The organism is Paenibacillus sp. AGC31 (assembly GCF_057334655.1).
Map to the genome: position 1 here is coordinate 21,435 of NZ_JBHFJH010000047.1, position 18,092 is coordinate 39,526.

At 48.4% G+C, this 18,092-nt stretch carries 13 protein-coding genes and 1 other annotated feature; all 13 genes read right to left on the reverse strand.

Annotated features, from left to right (window positions below; all coding sequences use genetic code 11):
- Positions 1 to 19: 19 nt before the first annotated feature.
- Positions 20 to 1,249, reverse strand: a complete 1,230-nt coding sequence (locus tag ACE04G_RS27940; protein ID WP_221820861.1) for an SPOR domain-containing protein — start codon at positions 1,247 to 1,249, stop codon at positions 20 to 22.
- A gap of 116 nt (positions 1,250 to 1,365) precedes the next feature.
- A complete protein-coding gene (gene murC, locus ACE04G_RS27945) occupies positions 1,366 to 2,685 on the reverse strand; it encodes a UDP-N-acetylmuramate--L-alanine ligase (RefSeq protein ID WP_047841184.1) in 1,320 nt (439 codons plus the stop codon).
- 56 nt (positions 2,686 to 2,741) lie between these two features.
- A complete protein-coding gene (locus tag ACE04G_RS27950; protein WP_036673600.1) occupies positions 2,742 to 4,118 on the reverse strand; it encodes a bifunctional folylpolyglutamate synthase/dihydrofolate synthase in 1,377 nt (458 codons plus the stop codon).
- A 78-nt stretch (positions 4,119 to 4,196) separates the two neighbouring features.
- Positions 4,197 to 6,863, reverse strand: coding sequence for a valine--tRNA ligase (locus ACE04G_RS27955; protein ID WP_449004649.1), 2,667 nt, complete (start codon positions 6,861 to 6,863; stop codon positions 4,197 to 4,199).
- Positions 6,864 to 6,923: 60 nt separating this feature from the next.
- Positions 6,924 to 7,205: a binding site (T-box leader), on the reverse strand.
- A 155-nt stretch (positions 7,206 to 7,360) separates the two neighbouring features.
- Positions 7,361 to 8,947 (reverse strand): LysM peptidoglycan-binding domain-containing protein, encoded by a 1,587-nt coding sequence (locus tag ACE04G_RS27960; RefSeq protein ID WP_449004648.1) that lies wholly within the window; start codon positions 8,945 to 8,947, stop codon positions 7,361 to 7,363.
- 368 nt (positions 8,948 to 9,315) lie between these two features.
- Complete coding sequence (locus ACE04G_RS27965) at positions 9,316 to 10,224, reverse strand: RluA family pseudouridine synthase (protein ID WP_449004647.1); 909 nt, start codon at positions 10,222 to 10,224, stop codon at positions 9,316 to 9,318.
- The gene (hemL, locus tag ACE04G_RS27970) at positions 10,221 to 11,525 is read right to left on the reverse strand and encodes a glutamate-1-semialdehyde 2,1-aminomutase (protein WP_449004646.1); all 1,305 of its coding nucleotides are present in this window, start codon (positions 11,523 to 11,525) and stop codon (positions 10,221 to 10,223) included. Before hemL ends, ACE04G_RS27965 begins: the two co-directional genes overlap by 4 nt.
- Before the next feature lie 26 nt (positions 11,526 to 11,551).
- A complete protein-coding gene (gene hemB, locus ACE04G_RS27975; RefSeq protein ID WP_017692601.1) occupies positions 11,552 to 12,553 on the reverse strand; it encodes a porphobilinogen synthase in 1,002 nt (333 codons plus the stop codon).
- Positions 12,554 to 12,658: 105 nt separating this feature from the next.
- Positions 12,659 to 14,221 carry a uroporphyrinogen-III C-methyltransferase gene (cobA, locus tag ACE04G_RS27980; RefSeq protein WP_449004645.1) on the reverse strand — a complete coding sequence of 521 codons (1,563 nt, stop codon included), beginning with the start codon at positions 14,219 to 14,221 and terminating at the stop codon, positions 12,659 to 12,661.
- A gap of 4 nt (positions 14,222 to 14,225) precedes the next feature.
- Positions 14,226 to 15,182 (reverse strand): hydroxymethylbilane synthase, encoded by a 957-nt coding sequence (gene hemC, locus ACE04G_RS27985; protein WP_449004644.1) that lies wholly within the window; start codon positions 15,180 to 15,182, stop codon positions 14,226 to 14,228.
- Positions 15,183 to 15,184: 2 nt separating this feature from the next.
- Positions 15,185 to 15,835 carry a precorrin-2 dehydrogenase/sirohydrochlorin ferrochelatase family protein gene (locus tag ACE04G_RS27990; RefSeq protein WP_221820867.1) on the reverse strand — a complete coding sequence of 217 codons (651 nt, stop codon included), beginning with the start codon at positions 15,833 to 15,835 and terminating at the stop codon, positions 15,185 to 15,187.
- A gap of 5 nt (positions 15,836 to 15,840) precedes the next feature.
- Positions 15,841 to 16,668, reverse strand: coding sequence for a cytochrome c biogenesis protein CcsA (gene ccsA / locus ACE04G_RS27995; protein WP_371129100.1), 828 nt, complete (start codon positions 16,666 to 16,668; stop codon positions 15,841 to 15,843).
- Between the two features lie 14 nt (positions 16,669 to 16,682).
- Positions 16,683 to 18,068, reverse strand: a complete 1,386-nt coding sequence (hemA, locus tag ACE04G_RS28000; protein ID WP_449004643.1) for a glutamyl-tRNA reductase — start codon at positions 18,066 to 18,068, stop codon at positions 16,683 to 16,685.
- Between the last annotated feature and the right edge of the window lie 24 nt (positions 18,069 to 18,092).

Genomic DNA, 18,092 nt, shown 5'->3' on the forward strand with positions numbered 1-18,092 from the left:
TGTTATGGGAAAGAACATGTTACTGCTTTATCGCTTCAAGCCATTTTTTCTGCTGCAGTACATATTCCATCAGATCGGACTGCACGGACCACATGTGTACATCATCCGGGTTTTTGTTGTACTCCGCGATAGCCGTAATTGCATTGTTCATTGATTTCTCCATTCCACCAATAATAGGTTGTACATCTGCGGTCAGGCCAGGTGTAAGACTATTCAATCCCGTCAGCCATGACTCGTGCTTATTTTGGATCGCGGTCATCGTTTCTGAAGAGACTGCTGCCGGAGCAGACTGTCCCAGCTGCTGAATGGACAAGGTAGATAATTGTTCCACCAGTGCAGAACTGTTTGTGAAGAAAAGCTGCACATCCTCTTGTTTGCCACCGAATATAGCCGGATTGATCTCAGGGTTCACAATCTCCTTGACATACAGTTCAACTCCCTGGGCTTTTAGCCTGGAGCTAAGCAGCTTGGCCTCTTCACGATCAGCCGAAATGCCTGCATATACTCGATTGCCATCTTCAGGATCAGAACCTGCGGCTATCCCTGCCTGAGCGAGCTCAAGCTTGGCCTGCTCAGCACGTTCAGGAGAACTGAATACACCGTATTGAAGTGCATAATACGTGCTGCCAGTCGCCGCTGTCTGGAGTTGCTGTTCTGTACCTGCAGCCCCCTCCTGACCCGTCACAGTAGAAACTGCCTGATTGACGGGCAGAAGATCGCCTGGCTTCGCGGCTCCTTCTTTATTAAAAAATGAAAGAATAACCATACCAAAAAGTGCTCCGGTAACAAGTGCCCCAGTGACAGAACCAATCATTTTCCATCCCCTTGGAGGGCGATTGCGTTTATAGGAATAGTTCTCCGAATCTGCAAGCCAGTCGTGGCCTTGATCATCATGGAAATTGGGCAGATCACGACGCTCTTCCTCCGGATTATCGGTGTGATTAACATAACCGGAACTGGAACGGTTCCTAAAATAATGGGCCTCATCCAAGTTCAAGTTCGAATCATGACTCACCCGTTCGTCAGGTTCAGGTACAGTAGAGCTTGTCAGCACCGTCTCTCCCCAGTCTCCGGGGATATCCTCAGGCGTCCATGATGGGGTTGTATCCATCTGCTTAGGCGTTAGCGGTTGATTATGCGGTAATTCTTCACTTAACGTCACCAATGGACTGGACGCAGATATCCTCTTGTTTTCAGGCTTGTCCGACTCATGATCCCCGAAGCGAAACGTCATTCTAGCATTGCTCACCCGTACCCTCTCCTTTGTCCCATTTATATAAGCTATATGCAGAGACTGGAGAATACATTCCATATAACGCAAAAAACGCCTGCTTCGTATCGAAGACAGGCGATTTCTCAATTGATCTATTTCAAACCTTTGGCAAGTGTATCGCCGACTTTCCAAATATCACCTGCACCCATCGTAATCACAAGATCTCCTGGCTGCAGACGATGCTGCAAATCAGCCACAACTTCCTCTTTCGTTGGGAGGTAACGTGCAGAAGCATTACTGTTTTGAACGATCAATTCAACCAGTCTGGCTGAGGTTACCCCTTCGATCTGTTTTTCGCCCGCAGGAGAATAGATATCCGTAATAAGCACCTCATCCGCTTCCGCGAAAGCACGACTGAACGCATCCAGCAGGAAGAAGGTCCGCGTATAACGCTGTGGCTGGAATACTGCAATAATGCGTTTGCCCGTTGCTTTGGCGGCACTGATGGTAGCTTCAATCTCAGTCGGGTGATGAGCATAATCATCGATGATCAGCATATCACGCGCCTCGCCCAATACCTGGAATCTGCGTTTGGCTCCGTGGAACTGGATGATAGCTGCCACAATCTTCTCAAATGGAATGCCTGCCTCCAGACAGGTAATCACAGTAGCCATCGCATTATAAACGTTATGCTTACCCGGCACTGATAATTCCACCGTGCCCATAGCAGCACCCTGATGATTCATCGTAAAGGAGATACGGCGATCGCCCAGTACAATATCCGTTGCCGTATAATCTGCAGCACGATCAATACCATAGGTTGTAATCCGTGACTTGAGTTCTGGCAAAATCGCTTGAACATTCTCGTCGTCAGAACACACAATCGCTGTTCCTTCCGGACGAATCTGGCTCAGGAACTGCACATAAGCCCTTTTGAGCTCCTCAAAATCACTGTTGTAATTCTCCAGATGATCTGCCTCAATATTGGTTACAATACCGAGCCATGGATGGTACTGCAAAAACGAACCATCGCTCTCGTCCGCTTCAGCGACTACCCAATCGCCTTGACCAGCCTTCGCGTTGGTACCCACATTCATGATTTCTCCGCCAATAATGTATGTCGGATCTGTATCACATTTATCCATAACAAGTGCAATCATGGATGAAGTGGTTGTTTTACCATGAGCCCCAGCTACAGCCACACCTTTACGTTCGTTCAACAAACGTGCAAGCATCTGGGAACGATGCAGAATCGGAATGTTCAGCTCTGCAGCTGCTACCCGTTCCACATTATCAGCAGGCGCTGCCGTAGAGTAGACAACAAGGTCTGCTCCAGTGACGTGCTCTGCCGTATGTCCGATATATATTTTCGCTCCCTTGGCTGCCAACTTCTCGGTCAACTCCTGTGAAGCGACATCCGATCCGGTAACGGTGTATCCCATTTCCAACATAACTCTTGCGATGGCACTCATGCCATATCCGCCAATCCCTATAAAATGAACGTGTTCCGATGTATTTAACAAAACTTTCACCAACCTTTTTCAGAATCGGTTTGATGCAAAAGGGCTGCCCGCACATCCGCAATCAGGTACAGTGTGCCGGAGACCACCCCCAGATCTTCCGCTTCCGTCCGTGACTTCAATAGATCAAGTGCCTTTGCCCATTCGGGCTCGACGATGATTTCCAGTTCCTGCTTCGCAATGGCGGGACGTACCCGTTCGACAATCTGCAGCAATTCGGCTGCATCCATTTTGCGTCGGAAATCTGGCTCGGTCAGGATCAGCGTATCCACTAGTGGCAGTATATGCTGCAAATACGCTTCGTGATGCTTATTTGCCAACATACCCATCATCAAAATTAACTTGTTGTGCGGATAGACATCCATAATGCTCTTGGCCAGTGACTCTGCCCCTTCCGGATTATGTGCTCCATCAAGCACAATTCGGGGTTCATCGACGACTTTTTCGAATCTTCCTGCCCAGAAAGCATTCTCCAGTCCAAGTGCAATATCGTTGTCATCCAGCATAAATGCCATGTATTGTCTAAGCAATTCAAGCACCATAAGTGCGGCCGCTGCATTGTCACATTGATGTGAGCCCTGCATACGTATGCGAACGTCCAGGTCACGAAACGGGCCTGTAAAATGAAAAGATTGTCCGTTCTCATTGCTGTCCAGTCTATGATAAGAGAATTGATCTCCAGCCAAATACACGCTTGATTGAAGCTGCTGTGCTTTCTCCTGAATCACCTTCACAGCTTCGGGTTGAGTCGCGCAAGTCACAACGGGTACTCCCGGCTTGATAATACCTGCCTTTTCTCCAGCAATCTGCTCAATCGTATCTCCAAGCACATCCGTATGATCCATACCAATGTTGGTGATGACGGACACAACAGGTGCGACAATATTCGTTACGTCCATCCTTCCCCCTAGCCCCGTCTCCCATACCACAACGTCAGGGTAACACTCCTCTGCATAGTACAGAAGCGCCAGAGCCGTGGACACCTCAAACATCGTGGGTGATCCAAGCGGAGTGGAGGCCATTTCCATGACCAGTGGATGTAATCGATTCGAGAGCTTAAGCAGGATTTCTTCAGGAATATCCTCACCGTTGTATTGAAAACGGTTTGTAAACTTGGTGATATAAGGCGAAGTAAAGGTACCCACATCATATCCAGCCTGAAGAAGCACTGACGTCAAAAAAGCGCAAGTCGAACCTTTGCCGTTCGTTCCCGCGACATGAATAAATTTGAGACGTTGGTGTGGGTTGCCTAACATGGACATCAGACTCTCGATTCGTTCCAATCCAGGTCGGATGCCAAAAGGAATAAGGCCATTGATCCAGTCCACGGCCTCGTTATACGTAAGTAAAGGAGCTGCTGCATCTGTCCCGTCTAATTCCGTCATCTGATTCACCTTCGGTCCCGAGTTTGAGTGAAAAAAGCGGCCGGATGGCATAATGGCTCTCCATCCGACCCAAATATATTAACCTTTAAGTTCCTTGATTCGTGCAATCACTTTATCCCGTTTATCGGAATAATCGGCTTGCTTGGCGCGCTCTTCCTCAATAACTTTGGCAGGAGCTTTGGCAACAAAGCCTTCGTTCGCCAGCTTTTTCTCTACACGGAGAACTTCGCCCTCAAGGTTCTCCAACTCTTTCTCCAAACGAGCCACTTCCTGCTCGATATCAATAAGACCTGCGAGCGGCAAGTATAGTTCTGCCCCCGTAATGATCGCAGTCATTGCCTTGTCCGGTGAGTTTAAATCCAGCCCACTATCGAACTCGGACGTATTACAGAAACGTTTGATGTAGTGACTGTTACGCTCAATGATGCTGGACGTCTCAGGACTGTTTGCTTTGACCATCAACTCGATCTTTTTGCTCATCGGCACGTTCACTTCTGCACGAATGTTTCGAACTGCACGAATGGTATCCATGAGCAGGTTCATCTCGGCAACAGCCTCTGGGTTCTCAAGAGCAGGATCATATACCGGCCATGATGCCAGCGTAATCGTCTCACCTTCATGAGGCAGATGCTGCCAGATCTCTTCGGAGATGTATGGCATAAACGGATGAATCAGGCGCATGGTCTGATCCAGCACATAAGCAAGCACCGATTGTGTTTTCTTCTTGGCAACCGGATCTTCCCCATAGAAGGACAGCTTCGCAAACTCAATGTACCAGTCACACAGGTCATCCCAGATAAAGTTATACAACACACGACCCGTTTCCCCAAATTCATACGCTTCGATTAGACGCGTAATATCGCGGGAAGTTTCGTTCAGACGGTGCAAAATCCAATAATCCGCTGTACCAAGCTCTCCACTGATGTCACGTTCCTCATAAGTGAATCCTTCCAGATTCATCAATGCAAAGCGCGAAGCATTCCAGATCTTGTTGGCGAAATTACGAGCCTGTTCCACCCGTTCCCAACGGAAACGGAGATCCTGACCTGGCGTGCTGCTGGTTGAGATCATGTAACGCATTGCATCTGCGCCGTATTTCTCAATCACATCCAGCGGATCTACACCGTTGCCCAGTGATTTGGACATTTTGCGTCCATCTGCGTCACGAACAAGACCATGCATCAGCACATCCTTGAACGGAATCTCATCCGTGAATTCCAATGCAGTGAAAATCATGCGTGCAACCCAGAAATATATGATGTCATACCCTGTCACAAGTACACTTGTCGGATAATAACGTTGCAGGTCTTCCGTATCTTCCGGCCAGCCTAGTGTGGAGAACGGCCATAAGCCGGAGCTAAACCAAGTATCGAGTACGTCTTCGTCCTGTCTCAGCTTGCGTCCAGCATTCTCCGGCAGCGTTGTTGGATCTTCAGCAGATACGATGATTTCACCCGTTTCCTCATCATACCAGGCAGGAATACGATGTCCCCACCACAGTTGACGGGAAATACACCAGTCACGAACGTTTTCGATCCAGTTCAGATAGGTTTTCTCAAAACGATCTGGAACAAAATTAACCCCTTCGCCGCTCTGTTGTTTCCTGATCGCTCTCTCTGCAAGTGGCTTCATCTCCACGAACCACTGTGTAGACAGATACGGCTCAACAACAGCTCCGGTACGTTCACTGTGTCCAACCTGATGCGTGTGATCCTCGATATTGATCAATACGCCCTGCTCTTTCAAGTCAGCAACAATCTGCTTGCGGCAGTCACTGCGATCCAGTCCCTGATACTTGCCTGCCTCAGCATTCATTGTGCCGCTCTCATCCATTACCGTAATTTGAGGCAGATCATGACGAAGACCTACTTCAAAGTCATTTGGATCATGCGCAGGCGTGATTTTAACTGCACCACTTCCGAACTCTTTATCCACATAATCATCAGCGATAATTGGAATTTCGCGTCCAATGATAGGCAGTACAAGTACTTTACCAATCATATCTGCATAACGCTCATCCTTCGGATGAACAGCAACCGCTGTATCACCCAGCATCGTTTCAGGACGCGTTGTTGCCACTGTAACGTAGCCACTTCCGTCTTTGAGCGGGTAACGCAGATGGTACAAGTGACCCTGAACCTCTTTATATTCAACCTCAATGTCGGACAGAGCTGTCCGGTTCACCGGGTCCCAGTTAATGATGCGTTTCCCTCTGTAAATAAGGCCTTTTTCATACAGTTGAACAAATACTTTGCGAACCGCTTGGGACAGACCTTCATCCAGCGTAAAACGTTCACGTGAGTAGTCAAGCGACAATCCCATTTTGCCCCATTGCTGACGAATGGTAGTGGCATATTGATCTTTCCAGTCCCATACTTTCTCCAGAAACTTCTCACGTCCCAGATCATAACGAGTCAGACCTTCTTCACGCAGCTTCTGCTCCACTTTGGTTTGGGTTGCAATACCTGCATGGTCGGAACCCGGAAGCCACAGTGCATCATAACCTTGCATCCGTTTGGTGCGGATCAGAATATCCTGCAGTGTAAAATCGAGCGCATGCCCAATGTGCAGCATCCCGGTCACATTTGGGGGCGGAATTACAATTGTATACGGCTCGGCATCTTTACGCTGACCGGCTTTGAAATATCCACGCTCCATCCAGGTGGCGTACCATTTATCCTCTGCCGCCTTAGGATCGTAAGTGGTCGGCATTTCTGTTGCAGCTGATTTTTTTTCCTCAGACATGTGTCATTCCTCCGTTACTTCATCATCTTCGCCAAAAAAACAAAAAAAACCTTTCATCCATCAAAGGACGAAAGGTTAGCTTTCGCGGTACCACCTTTGTTTCACGCCTACAGCAAGATAGACTTCACCCTCTGTACATGACGTGACACTTCAAGCAGATAACGGCTGCTACCGGCCCATCCTACCTCAGAAATAAATGACGATAGATCTCATTCATCCCTTGTATTCAAACAGGCAACTCCCGGGCGACTTCGATCAGTTGGTTCCTGCGGAATCTCACAGCGTTGCAATTCCACTCTCTGAAAGGTCATACTGTCTACTACTCCCGTTCCACGTTGTTCTTCAAAAAACCTACACACATCATACCTTGCTCGTGCGCGATAGTCAACCTGACAACAGCGGATAAAGAGCGCTGGAATGCAGGTTTAGGACGAATCATGCAAAAACCCGCAATCCTCAAGGGGATCACGGGTCGTAACGAAGGCTTTAACTACGGATTAAGGGATGTACAATATCTGACCTTCTTCCACAACCTGCTCAGATAATCGGTTATACAACTGAAGTTCCCTCGTGCTCAATTGATATCGATCTGCAATGGCATCCAGTGTATCTTCACGCTGAACGATGCACAGTTTCACCTTGCGGAATGGGGTCTGGTCCACGATTGTTCCCAGGAACAGGTTCTTCCATTCCACATCATCAGCTGGATACGTTTCTTCCTGTACCACCCCCGCAGGAACCTCATCACCTCGCTCCACTTCAGCATCGCGTGCCGCTCTGCCCGAGGATAACAAGGAAGAGATACCTACGCCCTCTTCTTGCCGTGGTGCGGATTCTTTTTTGCTGCCAAAAGCAACCTTCAGCTCCGGCTTGTCTTCCGTCTCAGCCACAGGTTCAGGAACAAATGCTTCGTTCTGTACGAACTCGTCTACCCCAGTCGCTTCAAAAGACGGCCGGTCTTCCTCCGGGTTGCCTGGTTCGGACGAAGCAAATACACCTTGCCAGTTCTCCGCCTGTGATTCGCCCGGGACATCAGCAACCGCCTGATTCTCCTGCTGAGGTACAGATCTCGCTGATTCGAAGTGCCATACCTCTGGTGCGTCCGGTACATCCCGTGCTGCCAACTCATTAGATGATTGAGCAGTAGGCTCTGAGACTGCTTGATCTGCACTTCTCGAGTTCGCAGGCAATACATCCACGGAAGGCTCGGACCAACCCGAAGACTCGTCTTCCAGGGGCAGCAATGGTTCCGACTCAGGGTAAGAAGCTAACCGATCAGCAGTCTCAGCCATAAATGACGAGACCGGAGAAGGTTCGCTATATTGCTCATTAGATGCCAATTCATCTGCATTCGCCGTCAGAGATGCGGGATCTTCGTTTGCATCAGGTTGTCTGTTTTCGTTAGCGTACTCCGCACTTTGCTCCTCGGATTGAAGTGGCTCGGCCAATGACGAATTCGCATATTCCTGCTGCGATTCTTCGCTATTCCCTAATTTCTCTTCCCTTGTGGACAGGTCAGCGAATTCAGGAGCACCATATGCAAGTTCTGCTGCATTCGCAAGTCTCTCTTCCTCACTCCGCTGGAGCAGGTACTCTTGTGCAAATGTGTTGGGGTCGCTGCCTGTCTGGGCTGCTTCATCGGAACGGTTGGATTGCTGCTGAGCATCAGGCGAATGAACAACTGTAAACTCATCTGCTGACCACACTTGTGGCTCTTCAACAGGAAAACCTTCGATGCCTCGCAGCGACAATACACCTGTAATGTTCAGACTGCGATTGGATAACAGATCCACGTCAAAATTTTCGATCTCAATGGAAATATCCTCAATCGATCTGACCCGGTTCAGCGGCACTGTGATCTCCACGGGAATGAAATGTTTGAGCTCCTCTGAAGCCTCATTTTCTCCTCTGTACGCACCTGTAAGTAAAAGATGCCCTCTTAACGTGGCATGATCATCCTGCCCTATGACTTGAATGCGCGGGTATAGTTCAATCTCCTCCAATTCCTCAATCGCAGGGACTCCCTCAGACAAATGAACGCGCTCATAAATATCGAACCGCAAACCATAAGGTTGATTCAACAAAGGTGGCGTCCTCCTTTCGGCATATGTTCACCATGATCCTTCTCATGGGACTGATCCATGGTCCAAATCCTTCGTTACCCCATCTATATGCCTTGAATGAGAGGAGCATGCCACCTTTTGAAAAACCTTGTTATATTAAGCGAAATAGAGAATGTTGCACCTAGCCACTTCGATGACAGAATAACCTTCCGATCACTGTTATCCCCAGATTTTTTTTGATTCCCTTCTTCAAAGGGAAAATGCGGGGATAGCTTATGCTTCCGAAGCAGCTTTCATTCAGAAAGCTTTTAGGCGAACATTCCGCTTTTTCACGTTATCTCTGTCCTCTCCGTTCTCGTGTAACCAGTTAGTCGAACTTATATAGTGTATTAATAATTTTGACGCTCACGCTCTGCCAATTGTGTGAAATCGGACGGCCATGGGTCGTTCACTTCAATCATCGCTCCGGTTAACGGATGACTAAACTTAAGCATCTCTCCGTGAAGTGCTTGTCGTCCAATGGCATCCGCTCTACCTCCATACAACGCATCACCAATAAGCGGATGTCCCACGTAACTCAGGTGTACACGAATTTGGTGTGTGCGTCCTGTATCCAGCTTTAATCGTACAAGGGTTGCTCGTTCCCACACTTCGACGATCTCCACGTGAGTAACAGCTTCCTGTCCACCTTCGGAGACACGTCTGCGCTGTTTGTGATGTCTATCCTTGCCAATCGGAGCATCAATTTTGTGGAGTTCAAGGGGGATTTGTCCACCTGCAATGGCTACATAATGGCGGCCAATCTCTTTGCGACGCATCGCTTCATCCAGTTTGGCGAGGGCAAAAGCATTTTTGGCATACAGGACAGGTCCGGTTGTATCCTCGTCCAGTCGATGAACATGGCGTACGCTCGCCTGGATTCCGTTCATTTCATAATAAGAGGCTACCACATGATCCAGCGTGATGGCCTGATCAACACGGCTTCCATCCGGATGCAGTTTCATGCCTGCCGGTTTGTGCATAACCAGACAAAAATCATCCTCATACAATACATCCACATCAGCCCAGCGTGGCTCAACATCGATTGGCTGGGACGCAAAAAGGGCCAGCCGAAGCCGGTCCCCTGCAAGTTGTATTCCTTGGTTTGCTTTCAGCTGACGAAGCAGTTTCTCCGGAAACTGAAGTTCAGACAATAACCATTGCTCTGCGGCCATCGGTTTGTCTAAACTGCCTGTTACGGCTCTCCCTGGCATCAACTCAAGCCATTCCCCGCGGCGTTTCCAACTTTTGATGGTCATAGCGATTGAAGAGCTTTACGATTCGCCTCAATCGTATCGTCAATATCCTGCTCCGTATGCACACCAGAGACAAACATGCCTTCGTATTGCGAAGGAGCAACACTCACACCTTGATCAATCATGGCCGCAAAATAACGACGGAATTGATCCAGATTACTTTCTTTGGCAATATCATAATTGGTTACGGGAACGGCACCGAAGAATGGACAAACCATGGAACCGACACGGTTAATGGTTATCGCAACACCCGTCTCAGCTGCATTTTTCTCGAATCCGGCTTGCAAACGTGCAGACAATGTCTCCAGACGGTCATAGACCTCTGGTGTTAACAATTTGAGCGTTGTATATCCTGCTGCCATAGCCAGCGGATTTCCGCTCAATGTACCCGCCTGATAGATCGGTCCTGTAGGAGCAATCTGTTCCATCAGATCCCGGCGACCACCATAAGCACCAACCGGGAGTCCGCCACCGATAACTTTACCCAGACAAGTCAGGTCAGGTGTAACCCCATACCGTCCCTGAGCACAGTTCAACCCTACGCGGAAACCAGTCATGACTTCGTCAAAAATAAGCAAACTGCCATATTGGGTCGTCAAACTGCGCAGTCCCTCAAGGAAACCGGAAGCCGGCGGTACAACCCCCATGTTACCCGCCACAGGTTCCACAATAACAGCGGCCAATTCTTCACCATAACGTTCAAAAGCAAGCTTCACGGACTCCAGATCGTTATAAGGTACCGTAATTGTATTCACAGCTACACCTTCAGGTACACCTGGACTGTCCGGTAGACCCAGTGTTGCAACACCTGAACCCGCCTTGATCAGCAAACTGTCCGCATGTCCATGATATGATCCTTCAAACTTCAGAATTTTACTGCGTCCGGTTACCCCGCGTGCCAGTCGAATGGCACTCATCGTTGCTTCCGTACCGGAATTAACCATCCGCACGATATCGATAGAAGGTACACGCTCACAGACCAGTTTTGCCATCTCGGTCTCCAGCAAAGTCGGTGCACCAAAGCTTGTTCCTTTGAGGGCTGTTTCACGCAAAGCTTCTACAACGTCAGGGTGTGCATGTCCCATGATGAGTGGGCCCCACGATCCCACATAGTCAATAAAAACATTGCCATCAATATCGTAGATTTTGGACCCTTCACCGCGTTCTGCATAGATCGGAGTAAGTCCCACCGATTTGAATGCACGTACAGGGCTGTTCACACCCCCGGGTATGTACTGCTTCGCTTCCTCAAACGCGCTGCGTGAGCGCTCATCCTTGCGACGATTACCTTGTTGTGCAGTCATGAATATCCTCCTTAATGTCATTTATTTTATTTCTCAGCCAACCATCGTGAAGCGTCTTTTCCGTAGTAGGTAATGATCATATCTGCACCTGCGCGTTTCATGCTGAGCAGGATTTCCATGGCAACTTTTTTCTCATCGATCCAGCCTTGAATCGCGGCTGCCTTCACCATGGCATACTCGCCACTTACATTATAGGCAACAAGCGGAAGATCAAATTGATCCTTAATCGTGCGCATAACATCCAGATAGGAAAGGGATGGTTTTACCATCAACATGTCCGCTCCTTCGAGCACATCCGTCTCTGCTTCACGCAAGGCTTCACGCGCGTTCGCCGGGTCCATCTGATATGACTTGCGGTCTCCGAATTGTGGTGTGGAATCCGCAGCTTCACGGAATGGACCATAGAATGCGGATGCATATTTAACAGAGTAAGACATAATCGGAATATGACTGAATCCATTCTCATCCAGTCCCGCGCGGATCGCTTGTACAAATCCATCCATCATGTTGGATGGTGCAATAATGTCCGCTCCTGCTTTGGCTTGAGACACTGCCGTTTGCACGAGCAGATCCAGTGATTCATCATTTAATACATCTCCGCAGATATGGCCATCAATCTCCACAGTGTGTACCATACCGCAGTGACCGTGATCCGTGAATTCACACAGACAAGTATCCGCAACAACCAGCAGTTCCGGGTACCAGGATTTGATCAATCTCGTCGCTTCCTGCACAATGCCATCTTCAGCGAAGCCAGACGAACCCACACTGTCCTTCGTCTCCGGAATACCAAACAATAACACGGCTGGAATTCCCAGCTCGGCAATTTCCGTTACTTCCTCCTGAAGACGATCCAAAGAGAAGCGGAATACGCCAGGCATGGATTTGATTTCAGATTTTACATTTTCTCCATACGTCACATAGATCGGTTGAATAAAGTCGTCCACAGTTAGATGGGTCTCTCTGACCATATTGCGAATACCTGTGGATTGGCGTAAACGGCGATGCCGTACAATTGGAAAACTCATACGAGTAAAACCTCCTTGAAAAAAGTTAAATAGAGCAAAAAGGGAAGCGCGCTGGTATCCTATCGAATTCAGCACGCTTCATATGTTGACATGATTACATGTGTATTAATTTCGAAGAGCGCCTTCTTTGGTGCCTGTCCGTTTCCAGTCGCATAGCACTGTGATCAAGCTATCCATCGTTGCTTCCTCTGCCATCAGTGTAACCTTTAGTCCAGCGGCTTCTGCCGTTTTCGCTGTAACAGGCCCGATACACGCAACCTCCACATCTTTCAATAAAGGCAGTGGATCTTGCAACCCCATACGTTTCAACATACTCATGAAATTGGTAACCGTCGAGGAACTTGTAAAGGTCACCGCATGAATACCACCTTCTTCAAGTAGCTTGAGTAGTTCATCATCATCCTCACCAGCGAGGATCGTATCGTAGATGATGGCTTCGGTGACCTGGAGTCCTCGTTCTCTCAACTGGTCACGCAACCACGTACGTGCAAGATCACCGTGCGGAAGCAGTACTCTCTGACCTTCCTTCAGTTCACTTTCAAAAGTCTCAAGCATGCCTTCGGCCTGGAAAGGGCCTTTGACAACCTCTGCAACGATGCCATGTTTGCGCAAAGCATCTGCTGTGGAAGGTCCTACGGCTGCAATTCTTGCTTGATGAATCGAGCGAATGTCCTTGCCTTCCTGTTCCAGATGGCGGAAGAAAAACTCCACGCCGTTCACACTTGTGAAAAACACCCAGTCGTAGGTATTTAAAGCACTGAAGGCGTCTTTGACACTTTGCTGCGCAGATTCACTGGACGGCATGACCGTCTCAATGACCGGAAACTCATACGGTTCGCCGCCGAGTTCCTCAATGCGATTCACCAGTTCACTCGCCTGACTGCGAGCACGGGTTACCAGAATTCGTTTGCCAAACAGCGGCAGCGCTTCTGCCCATTTCAACTGTTCCCGCTGATTGACGACATCCCCCACCACAATAACTGCAGGCGGTTGAAAATTGGCTGCGAGCACTTTCGCTTCTATATCTTCAAGGGTACCTATAAGGGTATCCTGTTCCGCTCGTGTTCCCCAACGAATCAGAGCTACCGGTGTTTGCGTTGGACGACCATGACGAATCAATTGTTCGCTGATATATCCAATTTTGGCAACCCCCATCATAAATACAAGTGTGCCCGTTGCATTCGTCACTTTATCCCAATGGATACTGCGATCAAGCTTGTCCGGACTCTCGTGCCCCGTAATAATAGAGATGGAAGATGCATAGTCACGGTGAGTCACAGGAATTCCGGCATACGCAGGTACACTTATTGCAGCGGTAACCCCAGGTACAATCTCAAACGGAATTCCGTTTTTGTGCAGCAAACCCGCCTCTTCGCCCACGCGTCCAAAGATAGTTGGATCGCCGCCCTTAAGCCGAACCACAACCTTGCCTTCAAGAGCCAGATCAACCAACAGTTGATTGATCTCTTCCTGTTTCATCGTATGCCGATCCGGCCTTTTGCCCACGTAAATCTTGACCGCACCGGGCTTCATTTGTTTCAACAATCTCGGACTTGCCAAACGATCATAGACTACAGCATCGGCTTTACCGATGGATTCCCACCCTTTTACCGTAATCAGCTTTGCATCCCCAGGACCTGCCCCTACCAAAAAGACCTTTCCCACCATGTCTTCATCCCCTAACTTCTGCCAGTATCTGCTCTGCTCCCCGTTCGATCAATCTCCAAGCCACTTCTTCACCCAGACGAACCGGGTCCTTGCCGATCAGAGCTTCCTTAAGAATCAGTCCACCATCCGGCGTGCCGACCATACCTGTTAATTGTAACGTGTTTTCACCATTCAGGGAATCTGCATCTTGCTGAGGTACCCATACCGCATGAGCACCAATCGGAACCTGGCAGCCCCCATTTAATACACTGAGAAAACGGCGTTCCGCCTGTACAGGAAATGCTGTCTCCGGATCATTATACAGCTGCAGCAAGTGCAACAGTTCCTCATCGTCTTCACGACATTCGATACCAAGCGCGCCTTGACCTACTGCCGGAAGGCAAGCTGTTTCCGTCAGGTACTCTGTGATTCGGTCTTCCCAGCCCATACGGTACAATCCTGCAGCTGCCAGAATAATCGCATCGAACCCTTCGGTCTCCAGCTTCCGCAGACGGGAATCAATATTGCCGCGAATCGATTCCAATTGCAAATCTGGACGATAGGCCTTTAATTGGCTCGACCGGCGCAGACTGCTTGTTCCAACTCTAGCTCCTTCTGGCAGTTGATCCAGAGTTAGTCCACCATTAGAGATCAGCGCATCCCGTGGATCTGCACGACGGGGAATAGCACCATTGATTAATCCTTCGGGTAACTCGGAAGGCATATCCTTCATACTATGAACAGCCATATCAATCGTACGATCAAGCATCGCCTGTTCAATCTCTTTGACAAACAAACCTTTGCCTCCCACTTTTGACAACGTTACATCCAGAATGAGATCTCCCTTGGTAACAATCTTATGTACTTCAAAGTCAAAAGCTAATCCTTCCCGCTCACAAATATCGCGTAAATCCTGAATGACATGACCTGTCTGGGTTAGCGCAAGCGCGCTCTGTCTACTTCCAACTTTAATTGTACGCATATCTACACTTCCTCCTGATTATGGGATATCCAGTCCCCGATTTCTTCTTCGGTCCACCACCGAAAATGGCCTGTACGAATATCTTCTAATATGTGCATTTCAGTTAATTGCCGAAGCAACGTACTTCTGAGACTTGAAGAAGATACGCGTGACTTCACCTCAGTCCTCATCTGGTGCAAAAACTCAAGGTACGTCTCATATTCATCACCGAACTGTCGTTCGAGTGTGGCACGTATCTCCGCAGCTGCTGCCGGTCCCGCTCCTGCTGTGGATATTGCTATGCTTAATCTCCCACGCCTTACCACGCTTGGCGTAATAAAGCTGCTGTGCTCCGAAGACATTGCATTATTCACCAATATGCCCGCAGCCTCCGCATCCCGAACCACAGTTGAATTGACCTCGGAATGGTCAGTCGCTGCATATACGAGAAAGGCCCCCCGCAAATCTCCATTGCGGTAGGACCGGTCTATCCATTGAATTCGGGATTCATGATGCAGTTGTTTTAATACGGGAGTAAGCTCCGGACTAATGACCGTAATCTGTGCCTCGGCATGCAGCAATCCCTTAATTTTACGTTCGGCAACACGTCCACCACCAACCACGCAGCACTTCTTGCCTGAAGTATTCACAAATATCGGCGTGTAACGGTCCATCCCCTTCACTCTCCCGTCCAACGATGAAACGCTGAATACGCATTGGATAAAAAACTTATAATGACAAATCCGTACCCGATCAGTGTCCATCTTGCCATGATAATCGTAGAGAACTGTTTCCTTCTCTTGGATACGAAGTAACCTACATAGATGGCTATAGCAAGACCTGTCGAAATAACTTTGAGATCCAAGAGTAGAATCCAGCGTCTTTCCGCCACAATGGATAATACGGCAAGCATCACAGAAACACCAAGTAACGGTGTTCCTATCAACGTAGCACCATCCATATACTTCCCGATCACTTCCAGGCTTGGCAGCCGTCGCATCGTATCATTCCACTTTTTTTTCTTCAACTTACGGTGCAAGAACAGATATAACAAGGCAAATACCGTAGCAACGGTTAACGCCGCAAAACCAAGATTCGCCAAGGTAATATGCATAATGAGTAATCCATGTACCGTTTGCCAGTTATGCAGTGATATCTCTCCGGCCGTAAACCACAGTCGGTTTAATACCGTAACGGAAAAACCTACAACATTCAGCAACAAAATGACAAATTCAGAACGCTGGATGCGAGTCATGACGAGAGACATCAGCACAATACTGAATGAAAATATAAACAAAAAATCAAAGGTGGTATAGATGGGGAAATGACCTTCAGTCCACATGCGCAATATGACATGCGTTACCTGCAATCCCCAAACAACGACAAGAAACCCTGTGCCTGTCCGCTTCGCCCCCGCATTGCGTCGAATGCAGTCCGAGAAATAGAACAGTAGGCTCAGGGCATACATATAGATTAGAGCTTCATAAACTTGTTCAGCAAGGGTCAAGCTGCCCACCCGCCTTATACGCCTGCCGGAGCATAAGCCGGCACGGGGTCTTGCCGGTTTTCGTTAAGGTGAGCGGCTGGCTTCGCCAGAGCTGTGGCATCACTCTGACTCACTTTTTCAGCGGCCATCTCTACTGAATCTTCCAGAGCGAAAATCTGAGTAAACATGCGCAGAGCTTCATCACCTTGCTTCGTGCCTGCCATTTCCTTAATCCGATTAATCGGATCTGTCGTCATTTGGTTCACAATACTCTTGGTCAAACGACGAATGACTTTACGTTGATGTTCATCGAGCTCAGGCAGTTTATTAAACAGGCTATCCATCGTTTCTTCATGAATGGAAACACCTTTTTCCTGCAAAGCGCGAATAACGGGACGCACACCCAACGTTTTGAGCCAAAGGTAATAATCCTCCATCTCAAGCTCAATCATTCTCTCAATCTTGGCAGCTTCCACCTTACGCATCTCGAGGTTGCTCTCCACGATTCCTTCCAGATCATCAATGTCATAGAGAAATACGTTGGATAATTCACCAATCGCTGGGTCAATATCGCGTGGAACCGCAATATCAATCAGGAACAATGGGCGAGATTGACGACGCTTCATGCTCTCCCGTACCACTGCTGCATCCATGACATAACGTTCAGCTCCAGTGGAACTAATCACAATATCAACTTCATTAAGTCGATCTAGTGCCTGTTCCATCGTACAAGGTGTACCCCGGAACTTGGCTGCCAATTCTTCAGCTCTTGCGAGCGTACGATTCGCCACGATGACCTCGGATGCCCCGTTGGCATAGAGATGTTTCACGGTTAGTTCACTCATCTTGCCAGCACCCAAAATGAGCACCTTCTTGTCTGTGAACATGCCAAAAATCCTCTTACCGAGTTCAACAGCAGCATAACTGACAGATACGGCGCTCTCCCCGATGGAAGTCTCCGAATGTGCCCGTTTACCCAGCGTAACGGCCTGTTTAAATAACTTATTAAACCAGGTACCTGTTGATTTTTCTTCCTGCGCTTTAAGAAAAGCCTGTTTCACCTGTCCAAGAATCTGAGTCTCACCAATGACCATGGAATCTAGTCCGCAGATGACACGGAACAAATGGCGCATGGCTTGATCATCTTCATATATATATAAGTGTTGCGTAAATTCTTCCCGTGGTACATTAAACCATTGTTCCATAAATGTTCGAATAAAATAACCACACATGTGAAGACGGTCCACCACAACATACAACTCGGTACGGTTACATGTGGCTACGATTACACCTTCCAATACACTCTTGGTCAGCTTGAGCTGCTGCAGCGCTTCAGACAAGTCCTTTTCTGCAAATGTGAATCGTTCCCTAACCTCTACAGGCGCCGTGCGATAATTCAAACCAACGACAACGATGTGCATTGCAAGTTCACCTGCCTAATAAAT